Genomic DNA, 19,641 nt, shown 5'->3' on the forward strand with positions numbered 1-19,641 from the left:
CCAGATGGCCGGCTGGGCCTCTTTGCGCGAATCAGCTTCAACTGCCCGACGGGTTAAGCCTTAATGCGCTCCGCACTTGTCAGGCGCGAATTGGGCTATATCTGTCGGTACACCCTGTACTCAATGTTCTACCTCTACCAAGTTCCTGCATCACAGGACGTCCATCCGCCTTCCGGCAAATCCAGCCAAACTGGCAGCTAGCCTGGCGATGTCCGTCTCCGAAACCCTAGGTGACTCATGCGCGATCCGGTTGAAACCTACATGAACCTCGTGCCCATGGTGGTCGAGCAGACCAACCGTGGCGAGCGCGCCTACGACATTTTCTCGCGCCTGTTGAAGGAGCGCATCATCTTCGTGACCGGCCCGGTCGAGGACGGCATGTCGACGCTGATCGTCGCGCAGCTGTTGTTCCTTGAGGCGGAAAATCCGAAGAAGGAAATCTCGATGTACATCAACTCGCCGGGCGGCGTGGTGACGTCGGGCCTTGCCATCTACGACACCATGCAGTTCATCCGTCCGCCGGTCTCGACGCTGTGCACGGGACAGGCGGCCTCGATGGGCTCGTTGCTGCTCGCCGCCGGCGAGAAGGACATGCGCTTCTCGCTGCCGAACGCGCGCATCATGGTCCACCAGCCCTCGGGCGGCTTCCAGGGCCAGGCCACCGACATCATGCTGCACGCTCAGGAAATCCTGAACCTGAAGAAGCGGCTCAACGAGATCTACGTGAAGCACACCGGCCAGACCTACAAGTCGATCGAGGACGCGCTGGAACGCGACAAGTTCCTGACTGCGAACGACGCCAAGGAGTTCGGTCTGGTCGACAAGGTCATTGACAAGCGCGCCGAGGAGCCGACGCCGGCGAAAGCCCCATTGTAGCACTACCGGGGCGTTACGGCGATCCCTCGGGATCGCCGCGTAGCGTCAGGGCGGTGTTCACGTTAAGGGCGCGTGCGCGCGCCGCACAACGCGGTTTTGCGCCCTGCGACAGGCGGAAAGTTCCGCTTTCGTGCTTGTTTTTCGTGGCAATCCAGCAACGCCGGGGTGATTTCGATCACTTCGCTCGTGCCAAGACCGGAAATCACGGTATTGTCACGGGTAGCCGGCGAGCCCCGATTAGCGAATTCTTGATAGTCGGGTGACAGCATGGTTGGCTACGATTGATCGGCTATGATCGCGGAGAATCGAGCGACCGTGATTCGCACTGGATGTAACGCGTAGGGTCTTTTTTGGTACGGAATTTGCTCTACTTAAGCTCCATGCCGGCCATCGTGTCGGAATGGAGCGATCGAGCGGAACGGGATCGAACCGCGGACGGAGACATGAATGAGTAAGGTCGGCACGAGCGACTCCAAGAACACGCTATATTGCTCGTTCTGCGGCAAGAGCCAGCACGAAGTCCGCAAACTGATCGCGGGTCCCACGGTCTTCATCTGCGACGAGTGCGTTGAGCTCTGCATGGACATCATCCGCGAGGAGAACAAATCCTCGCTGGTCAAGTCGCGCGACGGCATTCCGACGCCGAAGGAAATCTGCAAGGTGCTGGACGACTACGTGATCGGCCAGAGCCATGCGAAGAAGGTCCTGTCGGTCGCGGTGCACAACCACTACAAGCGCCTCAACCACCAGACCAAGCACAACGACGTCGAGCTCGCGAAGTCGAACATCCTGCTGATCGGTCCGACCGGTTCGGGCAAGACGCTGCTCGCGCAGACGCTCGCCCGCATCCTGGACGTGCCGTTCACGATGGCGGACGCGACGACGCTGACCGAAGCCGGCTATGTCGGCGAGGACGTCGAGAATATCATCCTGAAGCTGCTTCAGTCCGCCGACTACAATGTCGAGCGCGCCCAGCGCGGCATCGTCTACATCGACGAAATCGACAAGATCAGCCGCAAGTCCGACAATCCCTCGATCACGCGCGACGTGTCGGGTGAGGGCGTGCAGCAGGCTCTGCTCAAGATCATGGAAGGCACGGTGGCTTCGGTCCCGCCGCAGGGCGGCCGCAAGCATCCGCAGCAGGAGTTCCTGCAGGTGGATACCACCAACATCCTGTTCATCTGCGGCGGCGCCTTCGCCGGCCTCGAGAAGATCATCTCGGCGCGCGGGCGGTCGACCTCGATCGGCTTCGGTGCCCAGGTGCTCGCGCCGGAGGACCGCCGTACCGGCGAGATCTTCCGTCACGTCGAGCCTGAGGACCTCCTGAAATACGGCCTCATTCCTGAGTTCGTCGGTCGTCTGCCGGTCGTGGCGACGCTCGAAGACCTGGACGAGACGTCGCTGAAGAAGATCCTCACCGAGCCGAAGAACGCGCTGGTGAAACAGTACCAGCGGCTGTTCGAGATGGAGAACATCGAGCTGACCTTCGCCGACGAGGCGCTTGGCGCGGTCGCCCGCAAGGCGATCGAGCGCAAGACCGGCGCGCGCGGCCTGCGCTCGATCCTTGAGGCGATCCTGCTCGAGACCATGTTCGACTTGCCGGGCCTGGAAGGTGTGGAAGAGGTCGTGATTTCGCGAGAAGTCGTGGAAGGCACGGCGCGTCCGCTCTACATCTACGCCGATCGGTCCGATCGCGCCGTCGAGAACGCCAGCGCCTGATTTTTTCGGCGCTGGAACGCTCCAATTGTCTGATCAAGGAGGGCTGCGGAAATGTATCTCCGCAGCCGGTGTTGCGTCGCTTACCTGCGTGCGTAAGCGCCTGATGGCGCGCGTTTTTCGATGACTTGACACCCCCCGGGTCGATAGCCACCTAATGTCGGCGGGCGAGCGAAAATTCTCTTCAAGATTCGCCTCAGTTCCGATCCGGCAAGCCGGTCCAACTCGCAAAAGGACCGACCGGTTCTGCGGATCACCTCGGCACCTCGTGGCGGTTGCGCATGATCAGCGGGCTGCGTGCGAGGGGGCAAAGCAAAAGGAAAAGGCCATGACTAATCCCAAACCCCGGCCAACCATCGTTCATGGCGCAACGCACGCTTATCCCGTGCTGCCGCTGCGCGATATCGTCGTCTTCCCGCACATGATCGTGCCGCTCTTCGTCGGCCGCGAGAAGTCGATCCGCGCGCTCGAAGAGGTGATGAAGAACGATGCGCTGATCATGCTGGCGACGCAGAAGAACGCGTCCGACGATGATCCGGCGCCCGATGCGATTTACGAGACCGGTACGCTTGCCAGCGTGCTCCAGCTCCTGAAGCTTCCCGACGGCACCGTGAAGGTGCTGGTCGAAGGGCTCGAGCGTGCGCGCGTGCAGAAATACACCGATCGCGCCGACTATTACGAAGCGACTGCCGTCGCGCTCGCCGATACCGATGCGAAGTCGGTCGAGGCGGAGGCGCTGGCGCGCTCGGTCGTGTCCGACTTCGAGAGCTATGTGAAGCTCAACAAGAAGATCTCGGCCGAGGTCGTCGGCGTCGTGCAGGCGATCACCGATTTCGCCAAGCTCGCCGACACGGTCGCCTCGCATCTCGCGGTCAAGATCGCGGACCGCCAGGGTATCCTGGAAACGCTGTCCGTCACCACGCGCCTCGAGAAGGTGCTGGGCCTGATGGAGAGCGAGATCTCGGTGCTCCAGGTCGAGAAGCGGATCCGCTCGCGCGTCAAGCGCCAGATGGAGAAGACCCAGCGCGAGTATTATCTCAACGAGCAGATGAAGGCGATCCAGAAGGAACTCGGCGACGACGACGGTCGCGACGAGCTCGCCGATCTCGAAGAGAAGATCTCCAAGACCAAGCTCTCCAAGGAAGCGCGCGAGAAGGCGCAGCATGAATTGAAGAAGCTGCGCCAGATGTCGCCGATGTCCGCGGAAGCGACCGTCGTGCGCAACTATCTGGATTGGCTGCTGTCGATCCCGTGGAACAAGAAGTCCAAGGTCAAGAAGGACCTGGAAGCGGCGCAAGCCATCCTGGACTCCGATCATTACGGGCTCGAGAAGGTCAAGGAACGTATCGTCGAGTATCTCGCGGTGCAGTCGCGCGCCAACAAGCTGACCGGGCCGATCCTGTGCCTCGTCGGGCCTCCCGGCGTCGGCAAGACCTCGCTCGGCAAGTCGATCGCGAAGGCGACGGGGCGCGAATTCGTGCGCGTCTCGCTCGGCGGCGTGCGCGACGAGGCCGAGATCCGCGGTCACCGCCGCACCTATATCGGCTCGATGCCCGGCAAGATCATCCAGTCGATGCGCAAGGCGAAGTCGTCCAATCCGCTGTTCCTCTTGGACGAGATCGACAAGATGGGCGCCGATTTCCGCGGCGATCCGTCCTCGGCGCTGCTCGAGGTCCTCGACCCCGAGCAGAACGCGACCTTCAACGACCACTATCTCGAGGTCGACTACGATCTGTCCAACGTGATGTTCATCACGACCGCGAATACGCTCAATATTCCCGGCCCGCTGATGGACCGCATGGAGATCATCCGGATCGCGGGCTACACCGAGAACGAGAAGGTCGAGATCGCGCGCAAGCACCTGATCCCGAACGCGGTGTCCAAGCACGGCCTGGACTCCAAGGAGTTCTCGATCGACGACGACGCGCTGCTGCTTTTGATCCGCCGCTACACCCGCGAAGCGGGCGTGCGCAATCTGGAGCGTGAGCTCTCCACACTCGCCCGCAAGGCGGTGAAGGAGCTGATGATCTCCAAGAAGAAGTCGGTCAAGGTCACCGAGAAGACTCTGGAAGAGCTGCTCGGCGTTCCGAAATACCGCTTCGGCGAGATCGAGAGCGAGCCGCAGGTCGGCATCGTCACCGGCCTTGCCTGGACCGATGTCGGCGGCGAGCTGCTGACCATCGAAGGCGTCATGATGCCCGGCAAGGGCAAGATGACGGTCACGGGCAATCTGCGCGACGTGATGAAGGAGTCGATCTCGGCGGCGGCGTCCTACGTCCGCTCGCGTGCGATCAACTACGGCGTCGAGCCGCCGCTGTTCGACAAGCGCGACATCCACGTGCACGTGCCGGAGGGCGCGACGCCGAAGGACGGTCCGTCCGCGGGCGTCGCCATGGCCACCGCGATCATCTCGGTCATGACCGGCATTCCGGTCCGCCACGATGTCGCGATGACCGGCGAGATCACGCTGCGCGGCCGCGTGCTGCCGATCGGTGGTCTGAAGGAGAAGCTGCTGGCAGCTGCCCGCGGCGGCATCAAGACGGTGCTGATCCCCGAGGACAACGCCAAGGATCTCACGGAGATTTCCGATGCGATCAAGGGCGGCATGGAGATCATCCCGGTCTCGCGCCTCGACGATGTCGTCGCCAAGGCGCTGGTGAAGAAGCCGGTGCCGATTGTCTGGGAAGAGGACACCAAGGTGACGGTAAAGCCGGATGGGGACGAAGCCGCCGGCGGCCTCACCGCTCACTGAGGCTCAGTGAAAGATGATAGAACGGCGCCTTCGGGCGCCGTTTTTGTTTTGGGCGAAGGGACGAGGGCGATGCAGATCGACGGGCAATGCCATTGCGGCAAGATCACCTTCGATGCCGACATCGATCCCGAGCAGATCTCGGTCTGCCACTGCACCGATTGCCAGACGCTGACCGGCTCGCCGTTCCGGGTGACGGCCGTCTGTTCCGGAACGGACGTCCGTCTGACCGGCGGCACGCCAAAGATCTACGGCAAACGGGGCGACAATGGCCGCATGCGCTTCCAGCACTTCTGCGCCGATTGCGGTTCCCCGCTGTTCACGAGCGGCGAGGGCGATGACGCCGACGATTGGGGCATCCGCTGGGGCAGCATCCGTCAGCGCGACGCTCTCAGGCCGGTCCGGCAGATCTGGTGCCAGTCGGCCGCGGTCTGGATCGATGCGGTGCCGGGGCTACCGGGGAGGCCGAAGGATTGAGGTTGGCTCGCGACAAGCCTTCGCCAGCTTCGCACCAATGAGCGCCTCGGCTGGCTTGCCAAGCCGTAGCCTGCGAAGCAGGCGAAGGCTGGTGGGCGGTCACGGATTCGAACCGCGGACCCTCTCGGTGTAAACGAGATGCTCTAACCAGCTGAGCTAACCGCCCAAGTGCGCCTTCAAGTGCGCCTCTTTAGCGCCCCGGCGGGTGCCGAAGCAAGAGCCGAGCGCGTCGCAAACTGGCTCCAATTTGCGGCCTGGTCAGGGTTTTCATGCTGGACACACGAGCGGCCCTGCAGCAGGCCCGCTGCAGGGCAATCCTCTTTCGTCGCGTGGATCTCGTCGTCCGGCCGAGGAGGCGGCGATCGTGCTCGCGGCCGCCGTGCGTCGCCTCGAAACTGCCGTCCGATGTCAGGCCGTCTTGGTGAACATCGTCAGAACACCGTCGGCGATGTTGATCGCAACGACTTGGGACGAACTCAAGCCCTTGGCCTTGAGCACGGAGGCTGCCTGCGGTGTGGCGTCGATGGACTTCCGAAGCGACTGGATGTCTTGCTCGCTTGTCTGCGCCACGAGTTCATCGACTTTCGCGCGCACCGCCGGCTGCAATTCCTTGACGTCCACGACCTGTATGCTCCGGATCACCGTGCTGGATTCAGAGGACGGCTGTTCCGCGCCGGGTTGTGACGATGCGCCCTGTGCCTGCACCAGAGTAGGTGTTCCCAGGGAGAGAGCTGCAACGATGACGGATGCCGTGAAGCTGCGCATGGTCTTGCCTTTCCAGGTTTGAGGAACGGCGAATCTATCGAGGAAATCTGGTTGGCATCTGATTCCGATGTGGCCGTTCGGTGAAACCAATGCGGCCGCAATGCGCACAGAGGGTCCGCGGTTCGAATCCGTGACCGCCCACCAGTCTGCGCTCGCAGGTCGAGCGAGGCAGCGTCGTTCTCGTTGGGGCTAGCTTCAAGTTAAGCAGTACTGCTGGACGGTTACACCGCTGTCAGTTGCAAACTTCGACGTCGCCAGGTCCACTGCCGTAGCCACGTACCCCGGCTCTATTTGCCTCGAGCCTGCAGCCCGATCGAATTGGACGGCAACCGGCTGCATTGCAAATTATCTGTCCTGACGATTTGGCTTGCGGAGACGCTGGCGCAGCCTCCGTTTGTTTCCGCTCGCTATCCCGCCCTTTCGAATTATCGCGCGTCGCTATCGGCTTCTTCTCCTGCACCTTCTCGCACTCGTTCTCGTCATTGACGCGATAGCCCGCGCGGCAGGCGATCTTCACGCAGGCGTCGCCGTCGGCCTTGAAGCCGTGATCGCAAACCAGCGGACAGACGCGGCCCGGCTTGGCCTTGATCGCGTCCAGCGCATAGAAGCTCGCCAGCTTGGCGTCGAGCTTCGTGCCGGCGTACTTGTTGAACAGCGTCAGCGAACGTTGTGACGACGCATTCCAGTCGCCGTCGGCCGAGGCCGTCAGGCAGCCGACGCGGCGGAGTTCTGACTGCACCAGCTTTGTCATTTCCTGCGGCGACAGGCTCGGCTGCGACGAGGTCGGGGCGACGGCGGCGACCTTCTGTTCATTGGCGACCTGCGGCTTTTGCTCGGCGGCGGCCTTGTCGCTCGCGAGCTTCTCGGCCAGCGCCTTCTCGGCCGCTTGTTTGTCGGCCAGCGCCTTTGCCGCTGCGGCCTCGGCCTCCTTCCTTCGTTGCTCGGCTGCGGCTGCCTTGGCTTCCTCGACCTGCTTGGCCTTCTCGGCGGCGAGACGCTTCTCCTCGGCCGCCTTGGCGGCGGCCGCCGCCTTCTCCTGCTCGGCCTTGGTGGCGCGCTCGGCGGCGAGCCGGGCCTTGGCGTCTTCTGCCTGGCGCGCCTTCTCGGCTGCGGCGGTGCGCGCCTCTTCGGCCGCGACGTTCTTCAATTGGGCGCGAGCGAGGCCGGCATAGAAGCCGTCGGGGTAGGCCTGCAGGAAGGCCTCCCAGGCGTCCCGGTTTCCCGCCTGCAGCGCCAGTTCGTAGTCCCGGCGGATCGCATCCTGCGGGCTCGCTTGCGGTCCTGCGGCGACGGGCTTGGCCGGGACCAGTGCCACGTCATCGCCGCCGAGCGAGCCGTACACATACGGCTCCTGCTTGTAGCCGGTGTTCTTCAAGACGTCGTCGCGCACGAATCCGAAGGCCTTGCGCAGGTCGAGCCCCGGCGTCGGCAGGCGCTCGACCAGCGCTGCTGCAAACGGGCTGTTTCTGGAGTTGCCGTCCGATGCCGTCGAGCCCGCCTTGGCCGCGAAGGCGATCATGGTGTTCGGGCTGGTCGGCTCGACCTTGGCGAGGCCACGGCCAATGGCGCGCGCGGCGACCGTGCGCTTCATCGTCTTGGCGAACGGGTTGTCGCGACAGGCGTCGAGAATGACGAGACGGAGCTGCTTGGCTGGCTCGATGGCGAACAACACCCGGTCGAGCGGGAAAGCCTCGTCGAAGACGTCGGTGTCGGTTTCCAGTGCGGCGTCAGTGGGTATCAGATAATTGTTGCCGTCCAGCTCGATGCCGTGGCCCGCATAGTAGATCACCGCGACATCGGCCTCGCGGGCCTTGGATCCGAATTCGCGCAGCGCCTTGCGCATGTCGACGACGCTAAGGTCGAGTTTGACATCCACGGTATCGAACCCGGCCTTCCTAAACATGCCACCGACGAGCGAGGCATCGTTCACCGGGTTGGTCAGCCTGGGCACGCTCTTGTATGCGGAATTGCCGATGACAAGCGCGACGCGCTTGTCCGCCTGTGCCGGTCCGCAGCCAAGATAGAATGCGCCCAATAGAAATACGAAAATCCGAATCGCGCCCATTGCAGCCCCAAATCGCAATGTGACCAGAGTAGTCGGAGCATGCCACCAAGGCAAAGCCCGCTATGTGACCAATGTCACAGGGGGCTGCGCCACCCTGGGCCATATCAAGCCGCAAGCGACAACGGTGGGTTGGCCGATGCGTACTCTGCTGGATCTCATCTATCGATATTGCTGCCGCGCCTGCCTGCGCGAAAGTCGACGCTATCGGACTGGCAAGGACGCTATCGGATTGGCAAGTCCTGGGGCATGACGTCGCCGGCGTTGGCAGCGGCGGAGGATTTGACGGCCGCGGGCTGCCATTGGCGAAGCCAGGCGAGCGGGTGAGTCAGGAAGGCGGTCAGCGGCTTGAGCGTGGGCCTCTCGACAAATGTATAGACCAGCCAGGCTATGCCCGTGAGGAAACCCGGCAGCACGACGGCGCGAATGAGCAGGGCCGGCTTCGAGACAAGACCAATCTGGGCCCATTGCAGGATCATGGTCCCGATGTCCTGATGCAGCAGGTAGAGCGGATAGCTGATGACCCCGATGAACGCCAAGGGAACGGCCAAGGCGCGAAACGATCGAAGCAGGACATGGTCATAACGCGCGGCAAGATAGACCGCGGCGGTGCCGGACCACAGCAGCAGCGACCGGTACATCTCGATCGCCATCGACGGCTGTTTGACGTTGAAATACAGATGATAGAGCTCGAGCGAGAACGCGATGACGATTCCCATGATCGCCTCCCTGCTGCGCCCCCTGACGAGCGCCGCCACGCTCATGCCGGCAATGAAGAACGGGAAGAAATCGTTGGATGTGGCATAGTCCGTGCTGGTGGTCAGGGTCCGGAAGATGGTCACCACGCAGAGCAATGCCAGCAGGCGTTGCTTGAGCCCCAGCGCCATCATCATGAAGCAGAAGAGGTAGAACTGAAACTCGATCTGCAATGACCAATAGGCGCCGTCGGGCAGATGATAGTCGACGTGAAGGACGTTGAGCGTCGGAAGAGCTATCAGCGTATAGGCGTAATCGAACCAGTTCACCCCACGGCCCGCTTCGACCAGCTCGGGCATGAGAATCTTGAACAGCGTCGTCAGCAGGCCACAAACAATCAACGCCGGCAGCAGGCGGCCGAGCCTCTTGGCATAGAAGTGCCACGCCGATTGCGACGTCTCAGCGCTGAACGCGATGCAATAGCCGCTGATGATGAAGAACAGCAGGACGCCGAACGTGCCCCGGTTGAAAGCCTGACCCGGGACGAAATGATAGAGCAGCACCCATATGATAGAGATTGCGCGCAGGCAATCGATGCCGATTGATCGTTCCGACTTCAAGGGGTTTTCTCCTGTTCCCTGAGTTAGCGCAGGGCCGCTTGGCTGTGTCAACTTGGCTTGGCACATCAGCCTCGGCCGCCGCGTTGAAATCGGCCTTGCAGCAGGGAAGGACATGTGGATAAGCGTCTTGGGCCGGGCGCGGACGTTCGGCCCTGTCGCGGAGAGGGTTGATGGAACAGTCAAGCGGACACGAGCTCAACGCCGACCAGATCGCCTATTGGAACGGCCCAAGCGGACAGCGCTGGGCTGATCGTCATGCGGTGCAGGAGACGCTGCTCGGGCCGATCGCGGACGCGCTGATCGATCGTGCCAAGCCGAAGCCGGGCGAGCGCGTGATCGACGTCGGCTGCGGCTCGGGTGCAACGACGGTCGCGTTCGCGAGGGCGGTGGCGCCTGATGGCTTTGCGCTCGGCCTCGACGTCTCCGATCCGATGCTGTCGCAGGCGCGCGCGTTGGCGCCGAAGGGCCTGCCGCTCGATTTCGTGCTGGCGGATGCGACCGTTCATCCGTTCGAGCCGGCGAGCTTTGATCTGCTCGCCTCGCGCTTTGGCGTGATGTTCTTCGCCGATCCCATCGCGTCCTTCACCAATCTCCGCCGTGCGCTGAAGCCGTCCGGGCGGCTTGCCTTCGCCTGCTGGCGCGAGCCGAAGGAAAATCCGTGGATGATGGCGCCGCTGATGGCGGTCTACAAACACGTGCCGAAAATGCCGCCGGTCGGGCCGGAGGAGCCGGGCCCGTTCGCCTTTGCATCAGAAGAGCGCGTGATGCGTATCCTGAAGGGTGCCGGCTTCGTGGACGCGGCGATGCAGCCGCATAATCTTGCGATGGATATCGCGATCGGCGGCGGGCTCGATGCCGCCGTCGACGGCGCGCTTCAGATCGGCCCCGCCAGCCGCGCGCTGCAAGGTCATCCGCCGGAGACGTACGCGGCCGCCAAGGCTTCGATCCGCGACATGCTCGCGCCGTTCCTGAAGGGGCAGTCGGTGACGTTGCAGGGCGCGATCTGGATCGTGACGGCGAAGGCGGCGTAGGACTCTCTTTCCGCCGTCATTGCGAGGAGCTCTTGCGACGAAGCAATCCAGAGTCCCTCCACCGACGCATTTCTGGATTGCTTCGCTGCGCTCGCAATGACGATGTGGAGATAGAGCGCCTCACACCACATCATCCGGCGCCAGCGCGCAGCCGTTGTCGGGATGCGTCTCGACCTGAAGCGTCGTGTGGCCGATGCGGAATGAGGTCTTGAGCAGCTGCGCGGTCTCCATCAGGAATGCGTCGCCGGCCCCAGTGGGCATCACGAGATGGCAGGTCAGCGCTGTCTCGGTGGTCGAGATCGGCCAGACGTGGAGATCGTGGATCCCTGAGACGCCCGGCCGCTCGAGGAGAAATGCCCTGATCGCGGCGAGGTCGGTGCCTTTGGGGGCTGCCGCCATCGACATGTCGATGGAGCCGCGCAAAAGGCTGGTCGTGCTCCAGAGGATCGTCGTGCAGATGACGAGGCTGGTTAAGGGATCGAGCCAGAGCCAACCGGTCCAGATGATCAGCGCCGCCGAGACGACCACGCCAAGCGAGACCGCGGCATCGGCGGCCATGTGCAAGTACGCGCCTTCGATGTTGATGTCGTCCTTGCGCCCGCGCGCGAACAGCATGGCGGTGAAGCCGTTGATGAGGATGCCGATGCCGGCCACCACCATCACCGTGACGCCGGCGACCGGCTCCGGCGCGCGCAGGCGCAGGATCGCCTCCCAGCCAATGGCACCGGTTGCGACCAGCAGGAACACCGCATTCGCCAGCGCCGCAAGAATCGTGGAAGCGCGCAGGCCGTAGGTGAAGCGGCCGCTCGGCGCACGCCTTGCCGCGATCGACGCGCCCCAGGCCACGACCAGGCCGAGCACGTCGGAAAGGTTATGGCCGGCGTCCGCGAGCAGGGCGGTGGAGTTGCCGATATAGCCGTACACGGCTTCGGCCACGACCAGCGCGGTGTTGAGCGAAATGCCGATCGCGAACGCCTTGCCAAAGCTGGCGGGCGCATGGACATGCGCGTGCCCAAGACCATGAGCATGGTCGTGACCATGGTCGTGCGAATGGTCGCCATGATCATGGTGGTGATATCGGTGATGGTCGTGGCCGGCCACCTCTAGCGCTCCCCGGACGCTGCCAAATCAGGCGCCATTGTAGGCGTTTCGGTGGCTGCGTCACGGCGGAACAGCACGTAGAGTGCGGGCAGCACCAAAAGCGTCAGCACGGTCGAGGAGATGATGCCGCCGATCACCACGGTCGCAAGCGGCCGCTGCACCTCGGCGCCGGCGCCGGTGGCGAGCGCCATCGGCACGAAGCCGAGCGAGGCGACGAGGGCGGTCATCAGCACCGGGCGCAGCCGCGTCAGCGCGCCCTCGCGCACGGCATCCACGACGGACCGCCCCTCGCTGCGCAACCGCTCGATGAACGCGATGATTACGAGCCCATTGAGCACGGCCACGCCCGACAGCGCGATGAAGCCGACGCCAGCGCTGATGGATAAAGGAATGCCGCGCAGCAGCAGTGCCGCAACGCCGCCCGTCAGCGCCAGCGGCACGCCGGAGAACACCAGCGCCGCATCCGCAGCCGATCCCATGCCCATGAACAGCAGCAGGAACACCAGCAGCAGCGCCACCGGCACCACGATCGTCAACCGCTTGGTGGCGGAGACCAGTTGTTCGAACTGCCCGCCCCAGCCGATGAAGTAGCCCGGCGGCAGCTTGACCTTCTCAGCCACCGCCGCTTCGGCCTCGACGACGAAGGAGCTGAGGTCGCGCGCGCGGACATTGGCGGTGACGACGATGCGCCGCTTGCCGTTTTCGCGGCTGATCTGGTTGGGACCAGGCGTCGCATCGACGGTGGCGACCGACGACAGCGACACATAGCGCATCTGGGTGAGCGGGGAGGCGGCCAGCGCGGTCCGAATGGCCGTGCCGGGGCCGGCCTCCTCACCGGGCGGCAGCGGGATCGGGATCGCCCGGATCGCTTCGAGATTGCCACGCAGATGCTCCGGCAGGCGGACGACGATGTCGAAGCGGCGGTCGCCCTCGAACAGCTTGCCGGCCGACTTGCCGCCCACCGCGATCTCGACGATGCCCTGCACCTCACCGACGCTGACACCGTAGCGGGCGAGCGCCTGGCGGTCGAGCCGGACGGTGAGGATCGGCAGGCCTGCGACCTGTTCGATCTTGACGTCGCTGGCGCCGCGGATGCCGCGGATCGCGGCCTCCACCTGTTTGGCCGCGCCTTGCAGGATGTCGAGGTCATCGCCGAAGATCTTGACGCCGATGTCGCTGCGCACGCCGGAGATCAGCTCGTTGACCCGGAACTGGATCGGCTGGGAGATTTCATAGGCGCTGCCGGGAATGTCGTCAGCGGCATGGTCGATGGCCTGGATCACCTCCGATTTCGGCTTGTTTGGGTCGGGCCATTCGGCGCGCGGCTTCAGCATGATGTAGCCGTCGGTCTGCGCGGGCGACATCGGGTCGGTTGCGATCTCCGCGGTGCCGATGCGGGTGAAGAACTCCTTGACCTCGGGAATCTGATTGATGCGTTTCTCCAGCGCCTTCTGAAGGTCCAGCGATTGCGTGAGACTGGTGCCGGGAATCCGGATCGAGGCCAGCGCGACGTCGCCTTCGTCGAGGCTCGGAATGAACTCGCCGCCCATGCGCGCGGCGGCGATGCCACTTGCGACCACGACGACGACGGCCATGATTGCGAAGGCGAGCCGGTTGTCGATGGCAAATCGGAGCAGGGGAAGATAGGCGCGCTTCGCTGCCCGCATGAACAGGTTTTCGTGCTCGGATACCTTGCCGGTGACGAAGATGGCAACCGCCGCCGGCACGAAGGTGATGGAGAACAGCACGGCAGCGCCCAGCGCCATCAGCACGGTCAGCGCCATCGGCGTGAACATCTTGCCTTCGACGCCGGTCAGCGTCAGCACAGGCAGGTAGACCACCGCGATGATCAGCGTTCCGAACAGGCTCGGTTTGATGACCTCGCTCGACCCGCGCAGGATCGCGCGCAACCGCTCGGAGGTCGTCAGCAGCCCGCCTTTCTCGCGCTGGGCCGCGGCCAGCATGCGCAGGCAATTCTCGACGATGATCACGGCGCCATCGACGATGATGCCGAAGTCGATTGCGCCGAGGCTCATCAGGTTCGCGCTGACCTTGGTCTCGACCATGCCGGTGACGGTCATGGCCATGGATAGCGGAATGACGCAGGCGGTGACGAGCGCGGCACGGATGTTGCCGAGGATCAGGAACAGCACGGCCACCACCAGCGCCGCGCCTTCCAGCAGGTTATTCCGGACGGTGCGGATGGTGGCTTCGACCAGATCGGTGCGGTCGTAGACCGTCCGCGTCACGACGCCTTCGGGCAGCGATTTGGCGATGTCCGCGAGACGGGCTGCGACGCGGCGCGCCACGGTCCGGCTGTTCTCGCCGATCAGCAGCATCGCGGTGCCGAGCACGGTTTCCTCGCCGTTCCACGTCGCGGCGCCCGTGCGCAAGTCGCGGCCTTCGGTCACGGTCGCGACATCCCTGATCCTGACCGGATTGCCGCGGCGCGAGCCGATGACGATGTCCTGGATCTCGTTGACGTTGCCGACCTGGCCTGGGGAGCGAACCAGGTATTGCTCGCCGTTGCGCTCGATATAGCCGGCGCCGACATTGGCGTTGTTGGCGGCAAGCGCCGTCATGACGTCGCGAAAGCCGAGCCGGTAGGCCATCAGCTTGCCGGGGTCCGGCAGCACGTGGAATTGGCGCTCGAAGCCGCCGATGGTGTTGACTTCGATCACGCCCGGCACGTTGCGAAGCTGCGGCCGGATGATCCAGTCCTGCACCGTGCGTAGATCGGTCAGCGAATAGTCGTGGCCGCCTTGCGTCTTGGCGCCCGCCTTGGCCTCGACGGTGTACATGAAGATTTCGCCGAGCCCAGTGGAGACCGGGCCCATCGCGATCTCGACGCCGGCCGGAAGCTGGTCCTTCACCTGCTGGATGCGCTCGCCGACGAGCTGGCGGGCGAAGTAGATGTCGGTGCCGTCCTTGAAGACGACTGTCACCTGGCTCAGGCCGTAGCGCGACAGCGAGCGGGTGTAGTCGAGCTTCGGCAGGCCGCCCATCGCGGTCTCGACCGGGAAGGTGATGCGCTGTTCGGTCTCGAGCGGCGAATAGCCGGGCGCACGGGTGTTGATCTGGACCTGAACGTTGGTGATGTCTGGCACGGCGTCGATCGGCAGGCACTGGAAATTCCAGCCACCGAAGGCGAGCGCGCCCAGCGCGAGCAGCAGGACCAGCCAGCGCTGATGCAGTGAGGCGGCGATGAGACGCTCAATCATGCTCGGCCTCGCCCTTGCCCATCTCCGCCTTCACGACGAAGCTGTTCTCCGCGACGTAATGCTCGCCGGCCGCAAGGCCCGCCTTGATCTCGACATGGCGCGGATCGGAATCCCCGAGCTTCACGGGACGCGCCTCGATCTTGTCGCCGTCCTCGCGGACGAACACGATCGTCTTGTTCTCCAGCGTCTGGATCGCACTGCGGCGCACAGCAACCGCGACGTTGCGCGCGGCGAGGATCAGCCGCGCCGTGACGAATAGGCCGGGACGAAGTCGGCCGTCGGGGTTGGCCAGCACCACCCGCGCCAGCGCGGTCTGGGTCTCGCTACTGCCGATCGGCGCCATGTAGGAGATCGTGCCCTTGATCTCGCCGCGGCCATCGTCGAGATCGATCAGAACCTCGTCGTTGAGGTGGACGCGCCGCAGATCCTGCCGGTAGATCGACAGGTCGACCCAGATGGTGGAGAGGTCGGCGACGACGAAGGCCGGCTTCTGTTCGGAGGCGTATTCGCCGAGCGAGATCTGCCGCTCGATGATGGTGCCCGCGATCGGCGCCTTCAGCTCGTAGACGGTAAGGCTCTGGTTGCTCTCGATCGCGGCGAGCAGATCGTCCTTGCCGACCTTGTCCCCGATGCGCTTCAGGATCGATTTGGCGATGCCCGGAAAGCGCGGCGTCACCTGCACCACGGCTTCCTGGTTGGCGCGCAGGATGCCGTTGAAGGCGAGCGTGTCGGTCAGCGTCGCGCTCGCGGCTTCCGCCAGCACCACACCGGCTGCGGCAAGCTTGACGTCGGAGATGCGGATGCGGTCGGCGCCGTGCTCGTCCTGCTCGACATGGTGGTTCGGCTTCTCCGGCTTCTTGTCCGCGGCATGCTCGGCGGGCGCGACCCTGGCCGGCGTCAGCAGGGCATAGCCACAAGCGCCGAGGGCAGCGGCAATGACAGCGACGACAATGGTGGAGGACGTCTTCATCGTGCGCTCTCCCGCGCCAGCGTGAAGGGATTGCCGACCAGGCCTTCGATGGTCGCCACCCCCGCATGAAAGTTCTGGAGCGCCTCCTGCTCACGCAGCCGCGCCTGGGTGACGCTTGCCTGGGCGTCCAGCACTTCGAGCAGGGTGAAGCGGCCCTGACCGTAGCCTTGCGAGATCGCCTCGGACGCTTCGACGGCCTTGGGAATCGCGGTCTCGCGCAGGACCGCGAGCTCGCGCAGCGAGCCTTGCAGCGAGTTGTAGGCCCGGCCGGCGATCACGATCAGCGCGTTGCGGTTGGCCTCGCGCTCGGCTTTGGTCTTGGCGAGGCTTTCCTGGGCGGAGAGGATGTTGCCCTGGTTCTGGTCGAACACGGGAATTGGCACCGAGAGCGTGAGGCGCACAGCATCGTCATTGGTTTCGTTGTAATGGCGCCAGCCAGCCGCGATCCGCACGTCGGGGTAGGGCTTGAGCCGTGCCAGCAACAGCTCGGCATTGCGCTGAGCATAGACCGCGGTCCAGCGCACCAGTTGCGGATTGGCATCGATCGCGGCGACGACCGACTGGAACGTCGGCGGGCGTCCCGTGGTGTCGAGCCGGCCGGAGACCTCGCCGAATTTCGCGGCGGGATCTCCCATCAGCACCGCCAGCTCGCGCCGGGCGCTTGCCAGCGTCGCCTTGAAGCGCTCGCGGTCGGCCTTCACCAGGGCGGAGGCGACCTCGGCGCGGCCGGTCTCGGCCGGCGAGGAGGCGCCGGCCTCGACGCGGCGGCGCAGCAGCGGCGTCAGGCGGTCGATCGCGGCGATCTGCTCGTCGAGGATCTGGATGCGCCGCTGCGCGCCGAGCACGCTGAGGAAAGCGATCGCCGTCTCCGACAGCACCTCCAGCCTGACGGCCTTACGCTGGATGGCGGCGACCTCGATGCCGGCTGCGCCCGCGGCAATCCGCGCCTCCCGTTTGCCGAACAGCTCGAAAGCCTGGCTGATCTGGAGCGTGGTCTCGGCCGACCGCGTGCCGCGATATTTGCCGGAGCCGAATGAATCGTCCTGTTCATAAGTCAGCTCCGGGTTGAGCAGCGCGCCCGCCTGGATGCGCTGGCCCGTGGCAATGCCGACGTCGCGCTCCGCCGCCGTCAGGCGCGGACTCGCGGCCAGCGCGCGCGACAGCGCGCTCCGCATCGTCAAAGTCTGGGCGTGAGACGGTGCAAGCGCCAATCCGACAAGCAGACACGCCGCCGCGCACGCGAGGCGCGCGGCCATTCCCCTGCAAAACATGAAACCGACCTGTGAAGGATGAACCTAATGGGCGCGGGGGCCCGACCAATCCATTCAGGCAATAGGTTTGGGAGGCGGGGAGTCGGTATCGGGAATAATTCCGGCGAGCCGGGATGCGCGTAGCGGGTGCGATGCAGACACCAGCGCGACCGATGTGGCGGATAGCGCCGGCTGCGCCACCGTCAGCGAGAAGCAGCCATGGCAATGATGGCCGCCGATCGCCTTGTGGTCGCCGTGGCCCGTGGAGCCAGCGAGGATCGAAGCGATTTCCGAGCCACCGGACGGGCTGGTCACATCGATGTCATGAGTGCCGTGGAGCGCGCCCGACAGCAGGTACATGACCGCAACAAACACAGCCATGAGTCCACGCCAATTGCGCGTGCGCCTGAGTCTAAAGGGCCGGCGGTTCAAGACCACGAATTCACTCATCCTGTCAGTCAGGCTGGCCTAGCACGGTGACGGGAACAGTGTCGACCCGCAACAATGTTACGTGTGGGAACTTGATGTCGCGGGGCCGGCCCCGCGTGATTGTCCGGCGCGTGCAACCGCTCTATCCTGTGAGCATGGCTGATGCATGCTGCTCACCGCCGCCGCTTAATCTCGATCGCCATCGCGACAACAAGGCGTATCGTCGCGTGCTTTGGGTTGTGCTCGCCGTCAATGCCGTCATGTTCCTCGCCGAAATTGGAGCGGGCCTTGCTGCGGGATCGGCGTCGCTCCAGGCGGACGCGCTCGATTTTCTCGGAGACGCCGCGAACTACGCCATCAGCCTTCTGGTGGTCGGCATGGCGCTGCGCTATCGCGCTGCCGCGGCCCTGGCGAAGGGGCTGACGATGGGCGCCTTTGGCCTTTGGGTCGTCGGCACGGTGGTCTGGCACGCAGCCCATGGCACGCTGCCGAACGCCTTCACTATGGGTGCGGTCGGCGTGGCGGCCCTTACCGCAAACGCTGCTTCGTTCGGATTGTTGTGGGCCCATCGCAAGGGCGACGCCAATATGCGCTCCGCCTGGATATGCACCCGTAATGACGTGCTCGGAAACATCGCCGTGCTGTTGGCCGCCCTCGGCGTGTTCGGCACCGGCACGGGCTGGCCCGATATCATCGTGGCCGCAATCATGGCCGGCCTCGCGCTTCAGGGAGCGGTTGTCGTGGTACGGCGCTCCCGAATGGAGCTGAAGCTCACTCCGGCCTAGAACAAAACCTTGGTTGGCGGCCAGATGGCGACCAGCCAAGAGCTCAGCAGTGATCTTCTATCGTTTTGGAGATTTCGTTCGGCGCGGCGAAAATCACGTCCGCCCGGTCACCCATCATGCCGGCCGACACGATAGCGGGCGCGCCGCTCTGCGGTCCGTCTTCGCTGGAATCCGTCTTCAGACGCAGATTGCGTTCCCAGAAGGGGCGCGTCTTGCCGTCGGCCGTCGTCACCCGATAGGTGTCCCGACAGTGGGTCATGCCGGTGACGCGTTGCGCGGGATTCAGATTCTTCAGATTGGGGGCGCGGCCGCTACCCATCATCCCTCCCATCATGCCGCCCCCATTCATGCGGTTTTCGGCCGTTCGCTCCGGCGCGGCCCCCGGCCTGGTGGCCTCCTTAAGGAATGCCAACAGATCCGCGCGAACGCGTGAGTCATCGATCCCCTCGAACGGCATCTCGTTGTCCGGCACCATGCGCGCAGGATCGGTCAACCAGGCATCCAGCGAGCGGTCGTCCCAGATGATTCCCGAAGCTTTCAGCGCGTCGGAGTAGCGGTCGAAACTCGGCAAGCTGGCGGCCTTCCTCCCCCAGAGATTTGCAAGACTTGGCCCCGTCATGTTGCGGTCGGGCTCGAGCGAGTGACATGCCGCACAGACGCGAAAATCACGTTCGCCCCGAGCCACGCTGTCCTGCTGCGCGCCGGCCGGCGAGGAGACGAGGACGGCCGCGAATGCCACGAAGAGAAGGCGATCCATGTTCAATCTCCCCGATTTGAGAAGAAGAGATACTTGACCAGCGCTGCCGCCCCCAGCGCGAGCACGACAACGACTAGAACCGCGATCAGCCCCATGCCGGCCATCATTCCCGACATCATGTCCTGCATCATGGCTC

16 protein-coding genes and 1 tRNA gene are annotated in these 19,641 nt (G+C 64.3%); 6 read left to right on the top strand and 11 right to left on the bottom strand.

All coding sequences use genetic code 11. From position 1 onward, the window contains the following. Positions 1–237 precede the first annotated feature (237 nt). The 4 genes from ACR9YP_RS23365 (at position 238) to ACR9YP_RS23380 (ending at position 5,818) form a co-directional block, all read left to right on the top strand. Entirely contained in the window at positions 238–876 is a 639-nt protein-coding gene (locus ACR9YP_RS23365; RefSeq protein ID WP_128946185.1) for an ATP-dependent Clp protease proteolytic subunit, read from the top strand. A gap of 447 nt (positions 877–1,323) precedes the next feature. Further along, positions 1,324–2,595, top strand: a complete 1,272-nt coding sequence (clpX, locus tag ACR9YP_RS23370; protein WP_025576640.1) for an ATP-dependent Clp protease ATP-binding subunit ClpX — start codon at positions 1,324–1,326, stop codon at positions 2,593–2,595. 325 nt (positions 2,596–2,920) lie between these two features. Then, the gene (lon, locus tag ACR9YP_RS23375; protein ID WP_091899076.1) at positions 2,921–5,344 is read left to right on the top strand and encodes an endopeptidase La; all 2,424 of its coding nucleotides are present in this window, start codon (positions 2,921–2,923) and stop codon (positions 5,342–5,344) included. Between the two features lie 69 nt (positions 5,345–5,413). Beyond that, positions 5,414–5,818 (top strand): GFA family protein, encoded by a 405-nt coding sequence (locus ACR9YP_RS23380; protein ID WP_474217183.1) that lies wholly within the window; start codon positions 5,414–5,416, stop codon positions 5,816–5,818. 89 nt (positions 5,819–5,907) lie between these two features. Here ACR9YP_RS23380 and ACR9YP_RS23385 read toward each other — a convergent pair. The 4 genes from ACR9YP_RS23385 to ACR9YP_RS23400 form a co-directional block, all read right to left on the bottom strand. Beyond that, positions 5,908–5,984: transfer RNA gene (locus ACR9YP_RS23385), tRNA-Val, on the bottom strand. A 242-nt stretch (positions 5,985–6,226) separates the two neighbouring features. Further along, positions 6,227–6,583: a hypothetical protein gene (locus ACR9YP_RS23390; RefSeq protein ID WP_438107988.1), complete on the bottom strand. Its 357-nt coding sequence runs from the start codon at positions 6,581–6,583 to the stop codon at positions 6,227–6,229. Between the two features lie 232 nt (positions 6,584–6,815). Further along, on the bottom strand, positions 6,816–8,648 hold the full coding sequence (locus ACR9YP_RS23395; protein ID WP_474217185.1) for a caspase family protein: 1,833 nt from the start codon (positions 8,646–8,648) through the stop codon (positions 6,816–6,818). 221 nt (positions 8,649–8,869) lie between these two features. Then, on the bottom strand, positions 8,870–9,961 hold the full coding sequence (locus ACR9YP_RS23400) for an acyltransferase family protein (protein WP_474217187.1): 1,092 nt from the start codon (positions 9,959–9,961) through the stop codon (positions 8,870–8,872). 170 nt (positions 9,962–10,131) lie between these two features. Here ACR9YP_RS23400 and ACR9YP_RS23405 point away from each other — a divergent pair, with 170 nt between their 5' ends. Continuing rightward, entirely contained in the window at positions 10,132–10,992 is an 861-nt protein-coding gene (locus tag ACR9YP_RS23405; protein WP_438107991.1) for a class I SAM-dependent methyltransferase, read from the top strand. 120 nt (positions 10,993–11,112) lie between these two features. Here ACR9YP_RS23405 and ACR9YP_RS23410 read toward each other — a convergent pair whose 3' ends face one another. Genes ACR9YP_RS23410 through ACR9YP_RS23430 form a run of 5 tightly spaced genes read right to left on the bottom strand, consistent with a single transcriptional unit; the run spans position 11,113 to position 17,915 of the window. Next, on the bottom strand, positions 11,113–12,093 hold the full coding sequence (locus ACR9YP_RS23410; protein WP_474217188.1) for a cation diffusion facilitator family transporter: 981 nt from the start codon (positions 12,091–12,093) through the stop codon (positions 11,113–11,115). A 2-nt stretch (positions 12,094–12,095) separates the two neighbouring features. Beyond that, positions 12,096–15,314, bottom strand: a complete 3,219-nt coding sequence (locus tag ACR9YP_RS23415; RefSeq protein ID WP_438107992.1) for an efflux RND transporter permease subunit — start codon at positions 15,312–15,314, stop codon at positions 12,096–12,098. After that, entirely contained in the window at positions 15,307–16,284 is a 978-nt protein-coding gene (gene ihpB, locus ACR9YP_RS23420; RefSeq protein ID WP_438107993.1) for a divalent metal ion exporter adaptor subunit IhpB, read from the bottom strand. Before ihpB ends, ACR9YP_RS23415 begins: the two co-directional genes overlap by 8 nt. Beyond that, on the bottom strand, positions 16,281–17,555 hold the full coding sequence (ihpA, locus tag ACR9YP_RS23425; protein ID WP_474217189.1) for a divalent metal ion exporter subunit IhpA: 1,275 nt from the start codon (positions 17,553–17,555) through the stop codon (positions 16,281–16,283). The genes ihpB and ihpA overlap by 4 nt, the downstream gene beginning before the upstream one ends. A 54-nt stretch (positions 17,556–17,609) precedes the next feature. Then, positions 17,610–17,915 carry a hypothetical protein gene (locus ACR9YP_RS23430; protein WP_438107994.1) on the bottom strand — a complete coding sequence of 102 codons (306 nt, stop codon included), beginning with the start codon at positions 17,913–17,915 and terminating at the stop codon, positions 17,610–17,612. A gap of 203 nt (positions 17,916–18,118) precedes the next feature. On the opposite strand from ACR9YP_RS23430, the gene ACR9YP_RS23435 reads away from it, so the two are divergent. Then, entirely contained in the window at positions 18,119–18,748 is a 630-nt protein-coding gene (locus tag ACR9YP_RS23435) for a cation efflux transmembrane domain-containing protein (RefSeq protein ID WP_438107995.1), read from the top strand. 43 nt (positions 18,749–18,791) lie between these two features. On the opposite strand, the gene ACR9YP_RS23440 is transcribed toward ACR9YP_RS23435, so the two are convergent. Then, positions 18,792–19,505 carry a c-type cytochrome gene (locus ACR9YP_RS23440; protein ID WP_438107996.1) on the bottom strand — a complete coding sequence of 238 codons (714 nt, stop codon included), beginning with the start codon at positions 19,503–19,505 and terminating at the stop codon, positions 18,792–18,794. A 2-nt stretch (positions 19,506–19,507) separates the two neighbouring features. After that, the gene (locus tag ACR9YP_RS23445) at positions 19,508–19,636 is read right to left on the bottom strand and encodes a hypothetical protein (RefSeq protein WP_283806517.1); all 129 of its coding nucleotides are present in this window, start codon (positions 19,634–19,636) and stop codon (positions 19,508–19,510) included. Positions 19,637–19,641: the final 5 nt, after the last annotated feature.

The organism is Bradyrhizobium sp. BR14999 (genome assembly GCF_056106085.1).